The organism is Bradyrhizobium sp. USDA 4354 (assembly GCF_054060315.1).
Map to the genome: position 1 here is coordinate 2,674,848 of NZ_JBSSDC010000001.1, position 18,304 is coordinate 2,693,151.

The window sequence follows — 18,304 nt, forward strand, 5'->3', positions numbered from 1 at the left end:
CGCTCGCAATGACGAGGAGGGACCTACCGCCGCTCGCGAAAGAACGCCTTGAGCAGCCGTGCCGCCTCGCTCTCGCCGACGCCGGAATAGACATCCGGCGCGTGGTGGCAGGTCGGCGAGGCGAAGAACCGCACGCCTGATTCCACCGCGCCGCCCTTGGGATCGGCGGCGCCGTAATAGAGCCGGCGGACCCTTGCAAAAGAGATCGCGCCCGCACACATGGTGCAGGGCTCCAGCGTCACGTAGAGGTCGCAGTCGACGAGCCGCTCGCTGCCGATCTTCTTCGCCGCCTCGCGCAGCGCGATGATCTCGGCATGGGCGGTCGGATCATGGTCGGTCAGGGTCCGGTTGCCGGCGGTGGCGATGACCTCGTGATTGCGGACCACCACGCATCCGATCGGAACTTCGCCCGATTTTCCGGCATTTTCGGCCGCCAGAAGCGCCAAATCCATGAAAGAAGGGGCTTTGATGCCTCGTATCATCGCCAGAAACCTGCTACTAGCTCCGCCTTCAGCAAGAGTGGATACCGATTTTGCCTGAGCATGCGGCTCGGAACGAGCGCGCACAGCTTTCTGGCTACCCCTTAAGTGAGATCATTCATGCCTCGCGACAGCGACAAAGACAACGATTCCCGCGGCCGGCGAGGCCCGGCCAAGGGGCCATCGAAGGGCCGCAGCGGCAAGCCGCGCGGTCCCGAGAAGAAGTTCGCCAAGCGCGGATTCGAAGGCAAGGGCGACCGCGACAGCCGTCCGCCCCGTGGCGATCGCGACAGCCGTCCGTTCCGTCGTCGCGATGAGGGCGATGCCCCGCGTCGCGACTTCAGTGACCGTCCCCGCTTCAAGCGCGACGACCGCAGCGGTGAGGGGCGCGGTGAACGCAGCTTCAAGCCGCGCGGCGATCGTCCGTTCTCCGATCGCTCTTCGCGTGACGGCGAGAAGCGGCCCTTCAAGCCGCGCGGTGATCGCCCGTCCTACGGCCGTGATGATCGTCCGCCGCGCAGAGATCGCGACGAGTCCCGTCCCGCCGGCCGGTTCGGCGACAAGAAGTTCGGCGACAAGCGGCCCTATGCGCCGCGTGGCGAACGTCCGGAGCGCAAGTTCGACGGCGAGCGGAAGTTTTCGCGCGATGGCGACCGTAGGGACCGTCCGCGCGATCGAGGCGAGCGCGGCGATTCAAAGCCGTGGCAGAAGCGCGACGACCGTCCGCGTGGCGATCGGCCGCCGCGCAAGGATTTTGGCAAAGGCCCGCCCAAGGATTTCGGCGGCCGCGATCGCAGCGACGAGAAGCCTTGGCGTCAGCGCGACGATCGCCGTGACGGTGGCCGTGGCGACGACCGTCCGCGGTTCTCGCGGCGCCGGGACGAAGGTGATGATCGCCCGCGTTTCTCGCGCCCGCGCGAGGAGCGTCCCGGTGACGATCGTCCGCGCTTCAATCGCTCGCGCGAGAAGCGGCCGGAAGGCCGCATGGACTGGCAGGAGCATCCGCGCAGCGAGGGCCGCTTCCGCGACCGTCCGCGCCGCGACAACGAGGACGACAGCAGGATCTTCGAGAAGCGTCCCGCCTTCGGCGGCCGCGGCGCCTATCGCGAGCGCGATCGTGATTTCGAGGGCCGGCCGCGCCGCGACGACGCGCCGAAGCTGAAGAAGGCCGGCGAGCGCATCGCCAAGGTGCTGGCCCGCGCCGGACTCGCCTCGCGCCGCGACGCCGAGGAGATGGTCACGCAGGGCCGCGTCACCGTCAATGGAAGGGTGATCAACTCGCCCGCGCTCGACATCACCAAGAACGATGTCGTCCTGGTCGATGGCAAGCCGTTGCCGGAGCGCGAGCGCACGCGGCTGTTCCTCTATCACAAGCCGCGTGGGTTGATGACGACGCATGACGACCCCGAGGGCCGTCCGACCGTGTTCGACAATCTGCCCGAAGGCCTGCCGCGGCTGATCAGCGTCGGCCGGCTCGACTTCAACACCGAGGGCCTCTTGCTGCTCACCAATGACGGCGGGCTCGCGCGCACGCTCGAGCTGCCGGACACCGGCTGGCTGCGCCGCTACCGCGTCCGCGCCCATGGCGACGTCACCCAGGCGCAGCTCGACGAGCTCAAGAACGGTATCGAGGTCGAGGGCGTCAAATACGGTCCGATCGAGGCGACGCTGGAGCGCGACCAGGGCGCCAATGTCTGGCTGGTGTTCGCGATCCGCGAAGGCAAGAACCGCGAGGTGCGCAATGTCTGCGCCTATCTCGGCCTCGAGGTGAACCGGCTGATCCGCGTCTCCTACGGCCCGTTCCAGCTCGGCGAGATTCCGGAAGGGCAGGTCGAGGAGATCCGCTCGCGCGTGCTGCGCGAGCAGCTCGGCGACAAGGTGATCGAGAAGTCCGGCGCGCAGTTCGACGCGCCGCAGAAATCTTCTGCAGGCGATGACGATGCGCCGCGCGAGAACAAGCCCGCCAGCAAGCGCGCCGTGATCAACGACCGCAAGGGCCGTCGCGTGCTGGTGCAGCGCACCGGCAGCGAGGAGGCGCGCGAGCGCAACGAGAGGGAAGCGAACGGCTACGGCCCGCCACGCCGTCCCAAACGGGGCTATCACGGCAAGCGCGACCTGACGCCGCGGGAGGACTGAGCTTGCGGGTCGTCGGCGGCAAGTTGAAGGGGCGCAATCTGGCCTCACCGTCCTCGCGCGACATCCGCCCCACGGCGGACCGGTTGCGCGAGTCCGTGTTCAACATCCTCGTGCACGCCTATGACGATCCGATTGCGGATGCGCGCGTGCTCGATCTCTTCGCCGGCACCGGCGCGCTCGGCATCGAAGCCTCGTCACGCGGCGCGAAGTTCACGCTGTTCGTCGACAACGGCGCGGAAGCGCGCGCGCTGTTACGCAACAATGTCGAGTCGCTCGGCCTCGGCGGGGTGACAAAAGTCTATCGCCGCGATGCCACCGATCTCGGCCCGGCGCATCCCGTCGAGCCGTTCTCGCTGGTGTTCCTTGATCCGCCCTATGGCAAGGGCTTTGCGGAGAAAGCGTTGGCGAGTCTGCGCGATGGGGGATGGCTTACGCCTAGGGCCCTGCTTGTGGTGGAAGAGGCGAAGGCCGCGCAGTTCGTGACGCCAGAGGGTTTCGAGGAATTGGAGCGGCGGGCGTATGACGATACGGAGTTCGTGTTTTTGAAGAAATCGTAGGGTGGGCAAAGGCGCGCTCTTCGCGCGCCGTGCCCACCATGTCGATCGCAATCGTGGAGAGATGGTGGGCACGGCGCAAGAGCGCCTTTGCCCACCCTACGGCACCGTCACCGCCGCCCGAACAGCTTCTCCACATCGGATAGCTTCAGCTCGACATAGGTCGGCCGGCCGTGATTGCACTGGCCGGAGTTCGGGGTGTCCTCCATCTCGCGGAGCAGGGCGTTCATCTCTTCCGGCCGCAAGCGGCGGCCGGCGCGCACCGAGCCGTGGCAGGCCATGGTGGCGGCGACGTGCATCAGGCGGCGTTCGAGCGGAAGCGCCTCGTCCCACTCGGCCATGTGCTCGGAAAGATCGCGCAAGAGGCCGCCGGCATTGGTCTTGCCGAGCAGAGACGGCGTCTCGCGCACCGCGACCGCACCGGGGCCGAAGGATTCGATCGCGAGGCCGAAGGAGGCAAGCTCCTCACTCCGCTCGAGCAGGCGCTCCACCGTGGCCTCATCCATCTCGACAATCTCGGGGATCAGGAGGATCTGCCGTTGCACGCCGTTCGCAGCCAGAGACGCCTTGAGCCGCTCATAGACGATGCGCTCATGCGCGGCGTGCTGGTCGACGATGATCAGGCCGTCGCGGGTCTGCGAGACGATGTAGGTCTCGTGGATCTGCGTGCGCGCGGCGCCGAGCGGGCGGTCGACGAGGTCCGCCACCGGCTGCGTCTCGATCCGCACGTCAGCGCTGGGCGCGCCGACGTCGAAGGCGGCCTGCGCACGCTCGGCGAAAGCAGGTGCGGCGGCGCGTTCGAAGGACGGCATCGGCGTGACCGGGGCGGATGGCGAGGCGCGCCAGTCCCAGCTTGCCGGACGCGGCGGCGTGAACACAGGCCGGAACGAGGACAATGCGCTCTCGCCGCTGTTGGCGGCGGTGCGGCGGCCCTCGCGCGCCAGCGCCTCCTTCAAGCCGTGCACGATCAGCGCGCGCACGAGCCCGGCATTGCGGAAGCGTACCTCGGTCTTGGCCGGATGCACGTTGGCGTCGACCTCGCGCGGGTCGAGCGTGACGAACAGCGCCAGCACCGGATGGCGGTCGCGCGGCAGATAGTCGGAATAGGCCGCGCGCACGGCGCCCAAGATCAGCTTGTCGCGCACCGGTCGGCCATTGACGAAGAGATACTGCCCGAGCGCGTTGGCCTTGGTCAGCGCGGGAGCCGCGGCATAGCCGGCGACGACGACGCCCTCGCGTTCGGCATGGACCTCGATGGCGTGGCTGCGGAATTCCGCGCCGAGAATATCGCCGAGCCGCGTCAGCCGTCCGGCGGCGCCGGGCAGGGCGGCCGCCCAGGTCATCGGTGCGCGCTCCTCGCCCGCGAGCGTGAAGGCGATGTCGGGCCGTGCCATGGCGAGGCGCCGCACCACCTCGCGGATCGCTTCCGCCTCGGTGCGGTCGGTCTTCAAAAATTTCAGCCGCGCCGGCGTCGCATAGAAGAGATCGCCAACCTCGACGCGGGTGCCATGCGCGAGCGCTGCCGGCATGATCTCGGACTTCTCGCCGCCCTCGACTGATAGCGCCCAGGCGTGCGGCTCGCTGGCATGTCGCGTCGTGATGGAGAGCCGCGCCACCGAGCCGATCGAGGGCAGGGCCTCGCCGCGGAAGCCGAGGGTGCGGATTTGCAGCAGGTCCTCGTCGTCGAGCTTGGACGTGGCGTGGCGCTCGACTGCGAGGGCGAGGTCCTTCGCGGTCATGCCGCCGCCGTCATCTGTGATGCCGATCCGCCGCCGCCCGCCGCCGTCGGTGAAGACGTCGATCCGGCTCGCGCCGGCATCGATGGCGTTCTCGACGAGTTCCTTGACCACGCTCGCCGGACGCTCCACCACCTCGCCGGCGGCGATGCGGTTGACGACCTGTTCTGGCAATTGGCGGACGGGCATGAGGCTCACTCGGAGAATATTTCAAGTCTAATGCCGCGCAGCAACAAATGCATGGGGGGAGGTCGAGCTTCCCACACCCGAAATGGGGACATTTTCGGCTCGCCTCGTGGGCATGCGTGGCATGTTCCGCGCCGCCGCATATGAGGAGCACAATTCCGCGAAAGCGCCGCGAAAACCCTAAACGATCACCACACGACGCGGCTTGCATCACACCGCGCCGTTCGAACTCTCAGCGCGATGAACCGGTCCGGTGCAGGCGAACGGTGCAGAAGGCAGCCGAACGGTTCATCGCGACATTCCAGGAGAAATGGATGAAGTTGGTGAAGACCTCTGCGATCGCTTGCGCTCTCGCGGCCCTCGTTGCAACGCCCGTTCTCGCCCAAGGCACCTCGACTGGGACGAGGCCTGGCGGCACCGTACAAAACAAGCCCATGCAAGGCGGCGCGTCAGCCAGCGAGGATGAGGATCTCGGTGCACAGCAGGGCGCTGCCGGCGAGAAGGTCGGCATGAAGTCGAGCAAGGGCACGAAGGGGTCCGTCGGAACCACCGGCAGCGCGACGCGCAAGGGCACCGCGGACGATGCGGCGACCGGCGGTGCTGCGGCCGGCAAGCGTTACTGACGCCAGCTTGCGAACCGGCAAACCTCCGGCCGCTCGCGCGACCGGAGGTTTTTTCGCGTCAATCGTCGAAGCTCCGGCCGCGGCCGGCCTTGATGTCGCTGCGGCGTTTCTTGCCTTCGAGCCGGCGCTGCTTGGAGGCGAAGGTCGGCCGCGTCGCGCGCCGCGGCGTCGGCCGCACCATGGCTTCCTTGAAGATCTCGACGAGGCGGTCGATGGCGTCCTGGCGGTTGCGCTCCTGGGTACGGAAGCGCTGGGCGTGGATCACGATGACCCCGTCCTTAGTCATGCGCTGGCCGGCGATGCGGGCGAGGCGCAGCGCGGCATCCGCGGGCAAGGTCAGCTTGCGCGTGTCGAAGCGCAACTGCGCGGAGGTCGCGACCTTGTTGACGTTCTGCCCGCCCGGCCCGGAGGCGCGGACAAAGCCGATCTCGATGTCGTCCTCGTCGATGACGAGATCGCGGGATATCCGCAGCATGATGGCACCATTCGTGATGTCCGGACATACCGCGGACATCGGCCTTCAGCAATGGCGCTGCTGCGAAACGCAAATGGCCGGGGAGAGCCCGGCCATTCAGGAAGAGATCAGTTCGAATGCTAGTTCGACTTCGGCGCCGTGGCCGCGGGCTGCGCGGCGGCCTGCGGGGCGCGGCCGACGACGACGGTCAGCAGCCCCTGGCCCCAGAGACGCTTGGCGGCCGCCTTGGCATCGTCCAGCGTCACGGCGTCGACGATGGCGTTGCGCTTCTCGATATAGTCGATCGGCAGCTTGTCCTGCTGATATTGCAGCAGCGCCTGCGCCAGCTTGGACGAGGTGTCGAGCGCCAGCATCTGCGAGCCCTTGAGGTAGGATTTGGCCTCGTCGAGCTCCTTCTGCGTCGGGCCCTCCTCGGCGATCCGGCGCACCTCCTTCTCGATAGCGTCGATGGTGTCGCCGGCGCGGTCGGCGCGGGTGCCGGTATTGCCGATGAAGAGCGCCGAATGCTCCATCCAGAGCAGCGATTCGAACACCGAATAGGCGAGGCCGCGCTTCTCGCGCACCTCGCGATAGAGCCGGGAGGACAAGCCGCCGCCACCGAGAATGTGGTTGACGACATAGGCCGCCATGAAGTTGGGATCGCTGCGCTTCACGCCGGGGCCGCCGAAGGTGATCACGGTCTGCGGCACGTCGAGCGTCACGAAGGCGCGCTGCGGCGGCTTTGCGGCCTCGACGTCGGGAACTGGTGTCAGATTAGCCTTGGCGGGCAGGCTACCGAAGGTGTGGTCGAGCAGCTTTCCGAGCGTGGCCGGATCGACGTCGCCGACGACCGCGATCTTGAGCCCATCCCTGGCGAGGACGCGGCCGACATAATCTCTCAAATCGGCGACCGTGATGGTCGGCACGCTGTCGAGCTTGCCGTTGCTCTGACGGCTGTAGGGGTGATCGCCGAAGGCGACCTCCAGGAACTTGCGGCTCGCCAGCGAGGTCGGATTGGTGGTCTCGCGGCGCAGGCCCGAGATGACCTGCGAGCGGATACGTTCGACGTCCGCGCTGTCGAAATGCGGCGAGGTCAGTGCCATCCTGAGCAGGTCGAAGGCCTCGTCCTTGTTGTCGCGCAGCATGCGCAGGCTGCCGCGGAAGGTGTCGCGCGTGGCGCTGAAGGAGAGCTCGATGGCGCGGCGGTCGAGCCGTTCATGGAACGTCTTGGAATCGAGATCACCGGAGCCTTCGTCGAGGAGGTCGCCGACCAGATTGGCGACGCCCGGCTTGTCCTTGGGATCCTGCGCCGAGCCGCCGGCGAAGGAATATTCCATCGCGATCAGCGGCACGGTCGCGTCCTGCACGAACCAGGCTTCGATGCCGCCCGGCGAGATCAGGTGCTGGATTTTTGCGGCGGCCTGCGACGGCGAGACCGCAGCCAGAGCAAGCGCCGCGCTGGTGACGAAAGACAGCGCGAAATGTCTTGTGCGTGGGAAGTGTCTTGCGCGAAGGAAGGAATAGGTCACGAACGCTTCTCCTCGCGCTTGGCGGTGGCGGTGTCCTTGATCAGATAGCCCGTCACCGAACGCTTCTTCTCGAGCCATTTCTGCGCAGCGGCGCGGACCTGCTCGGCGGTGACGGCGCGGATGCGATCGGGCCAGCTCCTGATGTCCTCGATCGACAGGCCCGTGGTCAGCGCGCCGCCGTACCAGCGCGCCAGCACCGCCTGGTTGTCCTGGGCGTAGATCGCTTCGGCGATGAGCTGGGTCTTGACGCGCTCCAGATCCTCAGCGCGGATCGGATTCTGCGCCACGTTGGCAATGACGCCGTCGACCGCCTGTTCCACTTCGGCAAAGCTGACGCCGGGTTTCGGCGCAGCCGAGATCGCGAATTGGGTCGGGTCGAGCGAGATGCTCGAATAGCTGGCGTTGGCGGAGACCGCGAGCGGCTTGTCGACCACGAGGGCGCGGTAGAGATAGGAATTGCTGCCGCTGCCCATCAGCTGCGCCAGCACGTCGAGGGCCGCGCTCTCGCCGGCCGCGGCCGTGGTCGCCGAGGGAACGAGGTAGTAGCGCCGCATGTTCGGCTGCTCGACGCGCGGGTCGGCGAGCGTGACGCTGCGCGGGGCGGCGGGCTCCGGCTCCTGCGGACGAACGCGCCGCGCCGGGATCGCGGGCTGGGCGGGAATCGAGCCGAAATTGCGCTCGACCAGCGGGCGGATTTCGGCGGCGTCGACGTCGCCGGCGATCACCAGGATCGCGTTGTTCGGCGCATAAAAGCGACGGTAGAACGCGAGCGCATCCTCGCGATCGAGCTTTTCGATCTCCTGATGCCAGCCGATCACCGGACGGCCATAGGGATGGTTCAGATAGAGCGCGGCCATGATCTGCTCGTTCAGCCGCGCGTCCGGATTGTTGGCGACGCGCATATTGTACTCTTCGAGCACGACATCCCGCTCGGGCAGCACGTTCTCGTCCTTGAGGACGAGGCCGGTCATGCGGTCGGCCTCGAACTCCATCATGGTCGGCAGCTGCTCTTTCGGCACGCGTTGGTAGTAGTTGGTGTAGTCGACCGAGGTCGAGGCGTTCTCGTTGCCGCCGATGCGGAGCACGGTCTGGGAGAATTCTCCGGCCGGATGCTTCGCGGTGCCCTTGAACATCAGGTGCTCGAGGAAATGCGCGAGGCCGGACTTGCCGGGCGTCTCGTCGGCCGAGCCGACCTTGTACCAGATCATCTCGGTCACGACGGGCGTGCGGTGATCCGGGATCACCACGACCTGCATGCCGTTGCTAAGCGTGAAGCTGGCGGGCGGAGCCGATGTTACCGTGGTCTGGGCAAGGGCGTCGCCTGCCGAGAGGACACTGGTCGAAAGCAGCGCGGCAAGGAGGCAGGCAGCCAATCGGGAAGAGGACATCATGATCCCTAGTGAAGGTCGAGCCCGGATCTCCGGCTCGGAAGGCACGGCATGGTATACCGTGCGGCTGAGGCTTCGCGTCACGAAGCAGAGAACTCAACGCGTAGGCAAGTTACTGATAAGCAATTTTCAACGGCGTCGGGCGGACATGAGCCGCCGACCCTCGCTTCGCGCCGGTCAGAATGTCGCAATAGGACAGGAACGCTATTGTTCCTTCTCCTTGCCGGACATGATGTCGTAATACATCCGCCGCGACTTGTCCGGTCCGGCGCCATAGGCATAATTGGGCGACGGCGTCTGGTATCCCGGGGGCGGCTCGACCAGCGACTGGCGCGGCGGCTCGCTGGTGAATTTCTTCTCTTCGGTGCCGTTGCCGCCCTTCATCATGTTCCACAGACCACCGGTGAAACCGAGTTCGGCAGGGCTCAGCGAGGGGTTGCTATTGGTACCCGGCTGAATGGGATCGTTGCTGGTGCGGGGCGCTGCGGCGACCTGGCCGGCCTTCATCTCGGCTGGCGTCAGCGGCTGGGCAGCCTGCCAGTTCTCTGTCGCCTTGGTGGCCTTCTTGCGCGCGGCGATGGCTTCCTTGCGGCGCTTTTCCTCGGGGTCCTTGGGCCAGTTCGGCGCGGCCTTGGCTTCGGTCGCAGGCGGCGGCAGATCGAGCTTGGGCGGCACCACCAGCGGCGAGCGCTCGCGGTATTCGATGCCCTTCTTCTCCATGCTCTTGGCGCCGATGCCGGACATCAGATTGTCGATGAGCCTCTCTTCGAAGGTCATATCGTCTTCCTCGTCGTCGTCACCAGCGCGGGCCGCGCCTGTCGACATGACGAGACCGATACCGAGCGCGACGGCAGACAATTTCAATGCCCGCCAGAACCCCCAATGGGGGCCTCGAACCATCGAACCGCTGGTCTTCGAGCTGCGCATCACTTTACCTGTTCCATATTGTGGCAGAATGCCGCTCACACGCGGCTCCACCCTCGCAAAAGCCGGGTTCCATCGACCGGTCCGTATCGGCCGGGATCAGGGCGCTTTTGCGGCGGGTACCCCCAGGAAGGAATCATACAATAGCGCCGCCACCCCAGCAACGATGGCCACGTCCGCAAGGTTAAACACATACCAATTATAGGTTTTTCCGGCGATCTCGATGTGGAGCAGGGCGAAATCCACTACCGCGCCATAGGCCAGGCGGTCGATGCCGTTACCGATGGCGCCGCCGATGATCAGGCCGAGCGCGACCGTAGCAAGCACGGTCTGCGAGCGGGCCATCCAGATCGCCAGCGCGACCACCGCGATACCTTTGACGGCCATCAGGGCGAGCTGCGCTGCCTGGCTGTCGTTCTGGAGCCAGCCGAAGCTGATGCCGATATTCCAGGCCAGCACCAGGTCGAAGAACGGCGTCACCCGCACCGCGCCGCGGTGGGCGAGGTCGAACACGTTCAGGAGCCAGAGCTTCGAGGCCTGGTCGGCCACGAGCGTGACCACGGCCGAGAGGATGCCGGCGCGGAGCGGGGTCATGGTCGTCCGATCAGACGCTCACCCCCAGCGCCTTCCATTCGCGCAGCGCCTTCGCGTCGCGGGGGGTGACGTCGGGATATTCGGGGTCCTCGCCGACCCTCGGCGAAATCTTCCAGGAGCGGGCGCATTTGGCGCCGACCGCCTTCTCCACCACGACGGCGACGCCGGGGACGGCATCGAGACGGAATGCACCTGCCGGCGGCTCGCCCTCACGCACCTCATAGTTCGACGTGATGCAGACTTCAGCGAGATCGACGTCGAACAAGGTCGCCAACATGCCGCGATCGGCGACATAGATCACCGGCGAGGCCTCCAGCGAGGAGCCGATGTTCTTGGCGGCACGTTCCAGCTCGAGCGCGCCGGTGACGACCCGACGCACGTTGCGGATCGTCTCCCACTTCGCGGCAAGCTTTTCGTCGCGCAGGTTTTCGAGGTCGGTCGGGAACAGCGTCAGATGCACGGACGGCTCAGCGTCGGGCCGGTACATGCGCCAGGCTTCCTCCGCGGTGAAGCTGAGGATCGGCGCCAGCCATTTCAGGATCGAGCCGCACAACAGATCGATGGTCGTCAGCGCCGCCTTGCGCGTCAGTGACGACGGCGGATCGCAATAAAGCGTGTCCTTGCGGATGTCGAAGTAGAACGCGGAGAGCTCGCTGTTCAGGAAGGCGGACAGAATAGCGACCACGGTCTTGTAGTCGAACTCCCGATAGGCCTTGCCGACCGCGGCGGCGCGCACCGCGAGCTCGTGCAGCATCAAGCGCTCCAGCTCGGGCATCTCGGCGGGCGCGACTGCGTCGGCCGGCTTGTAGTGATGCAGCGTGCCCAGCATCCAGCGCACGGTGTTGCGCAGCTTGCGATAGGTCTCGACGGTGTTCTTCAGGATCTCGGGGCCGATGCGCTGGTCGTCGGTGTAGTCGCAGGACGCAACCCAGAGTCTCAGGATGTCGGCGCCGGATTCCTTGATGACGGCCTGCGGCTCGATGGTGTTGCCGAGCGACTTCGACATCTTGCGGCCGTCCTCGGCCTGGGTGAAGCCGTGGGTCAGCACGATGTCGTAAGGCGCGCGGCCGCGCGTGCCGCAGCTTTCCAGCAGCGAGGAGTGGAACCAGCCGCGGTGCTGGTCCGAGCCTTCCAGATACATCACCGTGTCGGCGCCGCCGTCGACCTTGCGCTTGATGCCTGACAACCCCGGGAAATGGACGGGGTCTTCAAGCACGAAGGCGTGGGTTGAGCCGGAATCGAACCAGACGTCGAGAATGTCGTCGACCTTCTGCCAGTCTTCGTTCGCGCGGGGCCCGAGGAAGCGCTCGCGCGCACCCGTCGCGTACCAGGCATCGGCGCCTTCCTTCTCGAAGGCTTCGCCGATGCGCGCATTGACCGCCTCGTCCTGGAGGATCTCGGCGGAGCCGTCGCCCTTCTCGCGCACGAACACGGCGATCGGCACGCCCCAGGCGCGCTGGCGCGAGATCACCCAGTCCGGGCGCGCCTCGATCATGCCGTTGATGCGGTTTTCGCCCGATGGCGGCACCCATTGCGTCACCGAGATCGCGTGCAGCGCGCGGGCGCGCAGCGTGTCGCCGCTCTTGGCCTTGCCGCCCTGCGCCACGTCCATAGCCCCGGCCTTGCCCGATGCGTCCACAATCGGCTTGTCCATCGCGATGAACCATTGCGGCGTATTGCGGAAGATCACCGGCTTCTTGGAGCGCCAGGAGTGCGGATATTGATGCTTCAGCCGGCCACGCGCGAGCAGCATGCCTCTTTCGACGAGCGCCTTGATCACGGCCTCGTTGGCGTCGCCCTTTTCGCCCTTGTCGGTGATGACGCGCTTGCCGGGAAAGCCCGGGGCATGATCGGTGTAGGCGCCGTTCTCGTCGACGGTGTAGGGGATTGCGGTGTTGATGCCGCGCGCATCGAGGTCGCGTGCCTGCGCCATCCAGGCATCGAAGTCCTCGCGGCCATGGCCGGGCGCTGTGTGCACGAAGCCGGTGCCGGTGTCGTCGGTGACATGATCGCCGGGCAGCAGCGGCACGATGAAGTCGTAGCCGCCGGCGAGGCCCTTCAGCGGATGGGCGCATTCGATCGCGTCCATGGTGTCGCCGGGGACCTCGCGGACCTTCTCATAAGCGGTCACGCGCGCCTGCTTGAAGACCTCGTCCGCGAGCGTGTCGGCGAGGATCAGGAGGTCGCCGGTCTTGGCCCAATTGTCGGCGGGGGCGTCCGTCACCTTGTAGAGGCCATAGGCGATCTTCGGCGAGAACGAGATGGCGCGGTTACCCGGCAGCGTCCAGGGCGTGGTGGTCCAGATCACGACGCTTGCGGCGGAGAGCGCACCGTGCGCGGGCGAGGTCACCGGGAATTTCACCCACACCGTATCGGAGGTGTGGTCCTCGTACTCCACTTCGGCTTCGGCCAGCGCGGTCTTCTCGACCACGCTCCACATCACCGGCTTGGAGCCGCGATAGAGCGTGCCGTTGGCGGCGAACTTCATCAGCTCGCGCGCGATCTGGGCTTCGGCGGGATAGCTCATCGTGGCATAGGGATGATCCCAGTCGCCGATCACCCCCAGGCGCTTGAACTCCTCGCGCTGCACGCCGAGCCAGTGCGTGGCATAGGCGCGGCACTCTTTGCGGAAGTCGATCATTGCGGCAGAGTCGCGGAAGTCGGGCTTCTGCTTGCCCTTCTTGCGATAGTTCTCTTCCTCGACCTTCCACTCGATCGGCAGGCCGTGGCAGTCCCAGCCCGGCACGTAGTTGGAATCGAAGCCGAGCATCTGCTGGCTCTTGGTGACGAGATCCTTCAGGATCTTGTTCAGCGCCGTGCCGATATGGATGTTGCCGTTGGCGTAGGGCGGGCCGTCATGCAGCACGAACTTGGCGCGGCCGTTCGCACTCTCGCGCAGCTTTTCGTAGAGGCCGATCTCGTACCAGCGCTTGAGGATTTCCGGCTCGCGCTGCGGCAGGCCGGCGCGCATCGGGAATTCGGTCTGCGGCAGGAACAGGGTCTTCGAATAGTCTTTGACTTCAGACTTTTGGGACTTTTGCGGCTTTTCGGACATGAGGCTGACTGGCTCGGAAGGGCGCGGGAACGGATGGCGATGCGGAATCGCGGGGTGAAACGACAAAATCCCGGTCTTGCGCCGAGCCTTCAGGCTCAGGCGGAAGCCGGGCCGCTAATCCCTATGATGCGCCGCGCAAACATGGGCTCTCCATAGCAGGGGGGCGGAGGAAGCGCAAAGGTCCGGCTGGCCCGGTTTCGGGCTCAATCGATCACGCCCAGCCGCGGAAATGCGTCCGGGGCGGCGGCCAGGATGGCGCGGGCGCGGGCGGAATCGTCGTCCATCTGGCGGATCAGGGCTTCAAGACTGTCGAATTTCAGCTCCTCGCGGATGAAGCCGATGAAGGCGCAGTCGAGTGCCTGCCCGTAAAGGTCGCCCTTGAAGTCGAATAGGAAGATTTCCAGGAGCGGGGCGCCATTGTCGAAGGTCGGGCGGCGGCCGAAACTGGCCACCCCATCCAGACGCTCGGCCCCCCGGCCGACCCGCACCGCGTAGATGCCGTGCTTCAGGCCGCAATTGGCATCGAGGCGAATGTTGGCGGTGGGATAGCCGAGGTCGCGGCCGCGCTTCTCGCCGTGGATCACCTCGCCGGTGATGAACCAGGGCGCGCCCAGCATGGTCGTGGCTTCGTCGAGCTGGCCCTCGGCAAGGGCGATCCGGATCGCGCTGGAGGAGACCGGCCGCTCGTCGATATCGACATGCGGCTGCACGTCGACCTCGATGCCGAGCCGGGGCGCCTCGTTGACGAGAAGGCTCGGCGAGCCGACCCGTCCCTTGCCGAAATGGAAGTCGTAGCCGACCGCGATGCCGCTCACCCCGAGACGCCCGATCAGGTCATGGTGAACGAAATCTTGCGCGCTGGTTCCGGCGCGCGCCTTGTCGAAGGTCATGACCACGGCGCCGGCAAGGCCGGTGCCGGCCAAAAGCCGCAGCTTGGCCCGCTCATCCGTCAGGCGGAATTGCGGGGTGTTGGGGCTGAAGAACCGCCGCGGATGCGGCTCGAAGGTCAATGCCAGCGCAGGGCGGCCCTGCGCCCTGCCCATCTCCAGGGCAGCCGCGATCACGGCGCGATGGCCGAGATGAACGCCGTCGAAATTGCCCATGGCGACCACGGCGCCCCTCGGAATCGCGGAATCCGGCGTCGTGTCGCGGATAACGGTAAAAGGCGGAGCCATCAGGGGAATTCTCGAACCGGGCAGGACCGGCCCGGACCGTGACGCGACCGGCCTTGCGAAGTCAAGCGGGGGGAGCGCAGACGTTGAACACGATTCCAATCCTTCAGAGGTGTCCGCAGTTAACGCGCTGTTTAACGCCTTGATGCTAGTCCTTGAGGCGTGGAACTGCCGGGCTCCGGCCTGGCGGGTCCGATCGTAATATTCCTGGGTATGCGTTGGGGGAGTCGAGATGGCGGTTGATTTGTCGATGCCGGTTCTGGTGGTGGATGACTACAGCACCATGATCCGTATCATCCGGAATCTGCTGAAGCAGCTTGGCTTCGAGAACATCGATGATGCCAGCGACGGTTCGGCAGCGCTGAACAAGATGCGCGGCAAGAAGTATGGTCTCGTGATCTCCGACTGGAACATGGAGCCGATGACGGGCTACGACCTCCTGCGCGAAGTCCGTGCGGATCCGAACCTCGCTACCACGCCTTTCATCATGATCACGGCGGAATCGAAGACCGAGAACGTGATCGCGGCCAAGAAGGCCGGCGTGAACAATTACATCGTCAAGCCGTTCAATGCGGCGACGCTGAAGACCAAGATCGAGGCGGTCTTCCCGGACATGGCGAGCGCGTAAGGGTGATCGTGTCCCGGACAAGGCGCGGCACGTCAGTGACGCGACGCTGAGCCGGGACCCAGCCTATCCACGACATCGCTTGCGACTTCTGGGCCCCGGCTCTGCAGCTCTTCGAGCTGCGTCCGGGGCACGATATTTCTACCACTTCAATTCGCGCATCAGCCCCTTCGGCGGGTGGCCGAACAATTCCATCACCGATGTCGGGTCGAGCTGGTCGAGACCCTCGAACTCCTCGGCATGGATGCCGCGGGTCACGAACAGGCAGTCGATGCCGAATTCGCGCGCGCCGGTGAGGTCGGTGCGGACGGAATCCCCGATCGCCAGCACCTTTTTCCGGTCGATCTGGTGACCCTGGCGTTCGCCGGCGAGCGTCATGGCGCGGTCGTAGATCGGCCGGTGCGGCTTGCCGTAGAAGATCACCTCGCCGCCGAGCTCGCGGTAGAGCTCCGCGATCGCGCCGGCGCAATAGATCAGCCGGTCGCCGCGTTCCACCACGATGTCGGGGTTGGCGCAGACCAGCGTCAGCTGGCGCTCGCGTGCCTTCAGCATCATGCCGCGATAGTCTTCCGCCGTCTCGGTCTCGTCGTCATAGAGGCCCGTGCAGACGATGTAATCGGCTTCCTCGAGCGGCGCGGTCACCGCATCGAGGCCGCGGTAGATCGAGTTGTCGCGCTCGGGGCCGAGCCAGAACATCTTGCGGCCGGGATGCTCGGCGACATAGAGCCGGGTCAGGTCGCCGGAAGACACGATCGCGTCATAGGTCTCGTCCGGGACGCCGAGCTTGCGCAATTGCCGCTGCACGGAGTCGGCCGGGCGCGGGGCGTTGGTGATCAGGATCACCGTACCGCCACGGCCGCGATAGGTGTGCAGCGCCTCGCAGGCTTCGGGGAAGGATTCCAACCCGTTGTGGACCACGCCCCAGATGTCGCTGAGCACGACGTCGATGCCGCCCACGAGCTCGCGCAGGCCTTCGGCAAAATGCAGTGTGGTCATGATGCGCGCGGCCGATCAGATGCGGCGCGCGAGCGCCGCGTTGCCGGTGATGCGTTGTGGCGGAGGCGCAGAAGACGCCGCGCCTGAGCTTTGTGTGCCGGAGCCATGAGGTCCCTGAATGTCTTTCGCCTGGTTCGGCGGGGCCCCGGCGGTAGCAGATGCCCCCTCTGGCCGCAATGGCCGGGGCGGCGCGAACAGGAACCCCTGGCCGAACCGCACGTCATAGTCGAGCAGATCGACCACGGCGCGCTCGCCTTCGATTCGCTCGGCGATCAGGTCGATGCCGAAGCGGCCGAGCAGGTCTGAGAGGTCGGACGGATGGATGTCGGAGGTCGAGGCCTGCCTGGGGTCGAGCAGCAGCGTGGCCGGCACCTTGATGAAGCGCACCCCGCGATCGGCCAGCTCGCGCGGCTCGATGCGAAGATCCGTGACATGGTCGATCGAGAAGCGGAAGCCGCGCTGGGCGAGCGCGGCGAGGTTCTCGGTCTCGGCCGGGCTGAGATTGCGGAAGGTCGACTGCTTGAACTCCAGCACCAGCGAGGGCGCCAGCGCGCGGTTGGCTTCGAGGAAGTCGAGGCATTGCGCGAAGGTGGTGGAATTGCCGAGCGTGGAGGCCGCGACGTTGCAGAACACCCCGACGTCCTTGTTGCGCACCATCAGGCGCCGCAGCACCTGCACGCAGCGCAGCATCACCATGTTGTCGATGCGCCCGATCAGTCCGGAGGCTTCCGCGATGCTGATGAACTCCTCGGCGGCGATCAGCTGGTCGCGCTCATCGCGCAGGCGCGTCACCGCCTCGTAGAACCGTACCTTGCGCTGCGGCAGCGTCACCATCGGCTGCAGGAAGATGTCGATGCGGTTCTCGTCGATTGCATTGCGCAGTGTCGCCAGCAACTGGGTCTGGCTGCGTCCATTGCCGGTCTGGACCGGGTTGGCGGCTTGGGCTTGAACCGCCGGTGTCGGCCGCGGCGCGGGAAGCGGAGGAGGGGCGACCGGCTTCTCCTCGAAGGGGGCAGCCAGATCGATCGGCGTCTCTGGCTCGGGCGTCGTGACCGGGGCGGGAGCTGGCGCGTTGCCGGCCAGCAGATCCTCATGGGCAGCCACGGTGGTGGCGAGCTGCCTGACCAATCCGCCCAGCTCGTTGATCTCGCCGATGACCGACTGGACGCGGTCGGAATTCGTCGAATTGGATGAGGCGATGCGTCCCTCGATCGCGGCTAGCCGGCGGCCGAACTCGGCCACCTGGCGGGCGAGGTCGGCGGTGCCCCGCGAGAGGTCGGCAATCTGGCCGCCGACGTCGCTGCGGTCGCGCAGCCGCATCGACACCGCGTTGTAGAGGATCAGGAAGGTCAGCGCGGTCAGCGCCACGATCGCCGATTCCGTTCCGCTGATGCCGGCGACCGCATAAAGCCCGAGCCCGAGCGAGGCCGCGACCAGGACCATGCAGATGGCGATGAAGATCGTCGAAATGCGAATCATGCCGCGCGTTCGCCTCAAGAGCTGACTGCCTCACCCGGGAAAACACGGGCCGAGTCCGAATCCGTCAGGCCTCATGCTCCCCCAAGCATGCATGACCCTAACATCATTGTTGATTCGAGGGGATAGTGACTGTCTCGGAGCCTATGTCGGGCCCGCGCGGCGAAAGCCTTCCAGCTAGCGGTCGGGGGCGAGCTTGATTGGCATGCCGTTCGCGACGCTCGGGATCGAGCAGAACTCCTCGATCTGAAACGTCACACGTCCTCCCCGGCTCCCGTGCGGAAATCAAGGCGCTCTCAGCGTAAAATCACGCCGCCCTCAAGGCCAGCGAGCCGCATGCGCCGTATCGTCCCGGCGTCTCAACCCCAGGAGATTGC

At 66.2% G+C, this 18,304-nt stretch carries 15 protein-coding genes; 4 read left to right on the plus strand and 11 right to left on the minus strand.

Going from position 1 to position 18,304, the window contains the following annotated elements:
• Nucleotides 1–23: 23 nt before the first annotated feature.
• On the minus strand, nt 24–482 hold the full coding sequence (locus ACVIIV_RS12505; RefSeq protein ID WP_456744459.1) for a nucleoside deaminase: 459 nt from the start codon (nt 480–482) through the stop codon (nt 24–26).
• A 117-nt stretch (nt 483–599) separates the two neighbouring features.
• Between ACVIIV_RS12505 and ACVIIV_RS12510 the strand changes: the two genes are divergently transcribed.
• Together ACVIIV_RS12510 and rsmD are read left to right on the plus strand one after the other, a co-directional pair.
• Entirely contained in the window at nt 600–2,615 is a 2,016-nt protein-coding gene (locus ACVIIV_RS12510; RefSeq protein ID WP_456744460.1) for a pseudouridine synthase, read from the plus strand.
• A gap of 2 nt (nt 2,616–2,617) precedes the next feature.
• Nucleotides 2,618–3,172 (plus strand): 16S rRNA (guanine(966)-N(2))-methyltransferase RsmD, encoded by a 555-nt coding sequence (gene rsmD, locus ACVIIV_RS12515; protein WP_456744461.1) that lies wholly within the window; start codon nt 2,618–2,620, stop codon nt 3,170–3,172.
• Between the two features lie 107 nt (nt 3,173–3,279).
• On the opposite strand, the gene mutL is transcribed toward rsmD, so the two are convergent.
• A complete protein-coding gene (gene mutL / locus ACVIIV_RS12520) occupies nt 3,280–5,094 on the minus strand; it encodes a DNA mismatch repair endonuclease MutL (RefSeq protein WP_456744462.1) in 1,815 nt (604 codons plus the stop codon).
• 311 nt (nt 5,095–5,405) lie between these two features.
• Here mutL and ACVIIV_RS12525 point away from each other — a divergent pair, with 311 nt between their 5' ends.
• A complete protein-coding gene (locus ACVIIV_RS12525) occupies nt 5,406–5,714 on the plus strand; it encodes a hypothetical protein (RefSeq protein ID WP_456744463.1) in 309 nt (102 codons plus the stop codon).
• 58 nt (nt 5,715–5,772) lie between these two features.
• Here ACVIIV_RS12525 and arfB read toward each other — a convergent pair whose 3' ends face one another.
• The 7 genes from arfB to ACVIIV_RS12560 all read right to left on the minus strand — a co-directional run bounded on the left by arfB (nt 5,773) and on the right by ACVIIV_RS12560 (nt 14,833).
• Nucleotides 5,773–6,189 (minus strand): alternative ribosome rescue aminoacyl-tRNA hydrolase ArfB, encoded by a 417-nt coding sequence (arfB, locus tag ACVIIV_RS12530; protein ID WP_456744464.1) that lies wholly within the window; start codon nt 6,187–6,189, stop codon nt 5,773–5,775.
• Nucleotides 6,190–6,308: 119 nt separating this feature from the next.
• Nucleotides 6,309–7,775, minus strand: a complete 1,467-nt coding sequence (locus tag ACVIIV_RS12535; protein ID WP_456744465.1) for a M16 family metallopeptidase — start codon at nt 7,773–7,775, stop codon at nt 6,309–6,311.
• Nucleotides 7,694–9,088, minus strand: a complete 1,395-nt coding sequence (locus ACVIIV_RS12540; protein WP_456744466.1) for a M16 family metallopeptidase — start codon at nt 9,086–9,088, stop codon at nt 7,694–7,696. Before ACVIIV_RS12540 ends, ACVIIV_RS12535 begins: the two co-directional genes overlap by 82 nt.
• Nucleotides 9,089–9,289: 201 nt before the next feature.
• Nucleotides 9,290–10,012, minus strand: a complete 723-nt coding sequence (locus ACVIIV_RS12545) for a hypothetical protein (protein WP_456748712.1) — start codon at nt 10,010–10,012, stop codon at nt 9,290–9,292.
• A gap of 96 nt (nt 10,013–10,108) precedes the next feature.
• Complete coding sequence (gene lspA, locus ACVIIV_RS12550; RefSeq protein WP_456744467.1) at nt 10,109–10,603, minus strand: signal peptidase II; 495 nt, start codon at nt 10,601–10,603, stop codon at nt 10,109–10,111.
• Between the two features lie 10 nt (nt 10,604–10,613).
• Nucleotides 10,614–13,658 carry an isoleucine--tRNA ligase gene (gene ileS / locus ACVIIV_RS12555; RefSeq protein WP_456744468.1) on the minus strand — a complete coding sequence of 1,015 codons (3,045 nt, stop codon included), beginning with the start codon at nt 13,656–13,658 and terminating at the stop codon, nt 10,614–10,616.
• A 203-nt stretch (nt 13,659–13,861) separates the two neighbouring features.
• Nucleotides 13,862–14,833 (minus strand): bifunctional riboflavin kinase/FAD synthetase, encoded by a 972-nt coding sequence (locus ACVIIV_RS12560; protein WP_456744469.1) that lies wholly within the window; start codon nt 14,831–14,833, stop codon nt 13,862–13,864.
• A 229-nt stretch (nt 14,834–15,062) separates the two neighbouring features.
• Here ACVIIV_RS12560 and ACVIIV_RS12565 point away from each other — a divergent pair, with 229 nt between their 5' ends.
• Nucleotides 15,063–15,458, plus strand: a complete 396-nt coding sequence (locus ACVIIV_RS12565; protein ID WP_008567674.1) for a response regulator — start codon at nt 15,063–15,065, stop codon at nt 15,456–15,458.
• 138 nt (nt 15,459–15,596) lie between these two features.
• Here the strand turns inward: ACVIIV_RS12565 and ACVIIV_RS12570 are convergent, their stop codons facing one another.
• Both ACVIIV_RS12570 and ACVIIV_RS12575 read right to left on the minus strand, forming a co-directional pair.
• Nucleotides 15,597–16,451, minus strand: a complete 855-nt coding sequence (locus ACVIIV_RS12570) for a TIGR01459 family HAD-type hydrolase (RefSeq protein ID WP_456744470.1) — start codon at nt 16,449–16,451, stop codon at nt 15,597–15,599.
• A 15-nt stretch (nt 16,452–16,466) separates the two neighbouring features.
• A complete protein-coding gene (locus ACVIIV_RS12575; RefSeq protein WP_456744471.1) occupies nt 16,467–17,930 on the minus strand; it encodes an EAL domain-containing protein in 1,464 nt (487 codons plus the stop codon).
• Nucleotides 17,931–18,304: the final 374 nt, after the last annotated feature.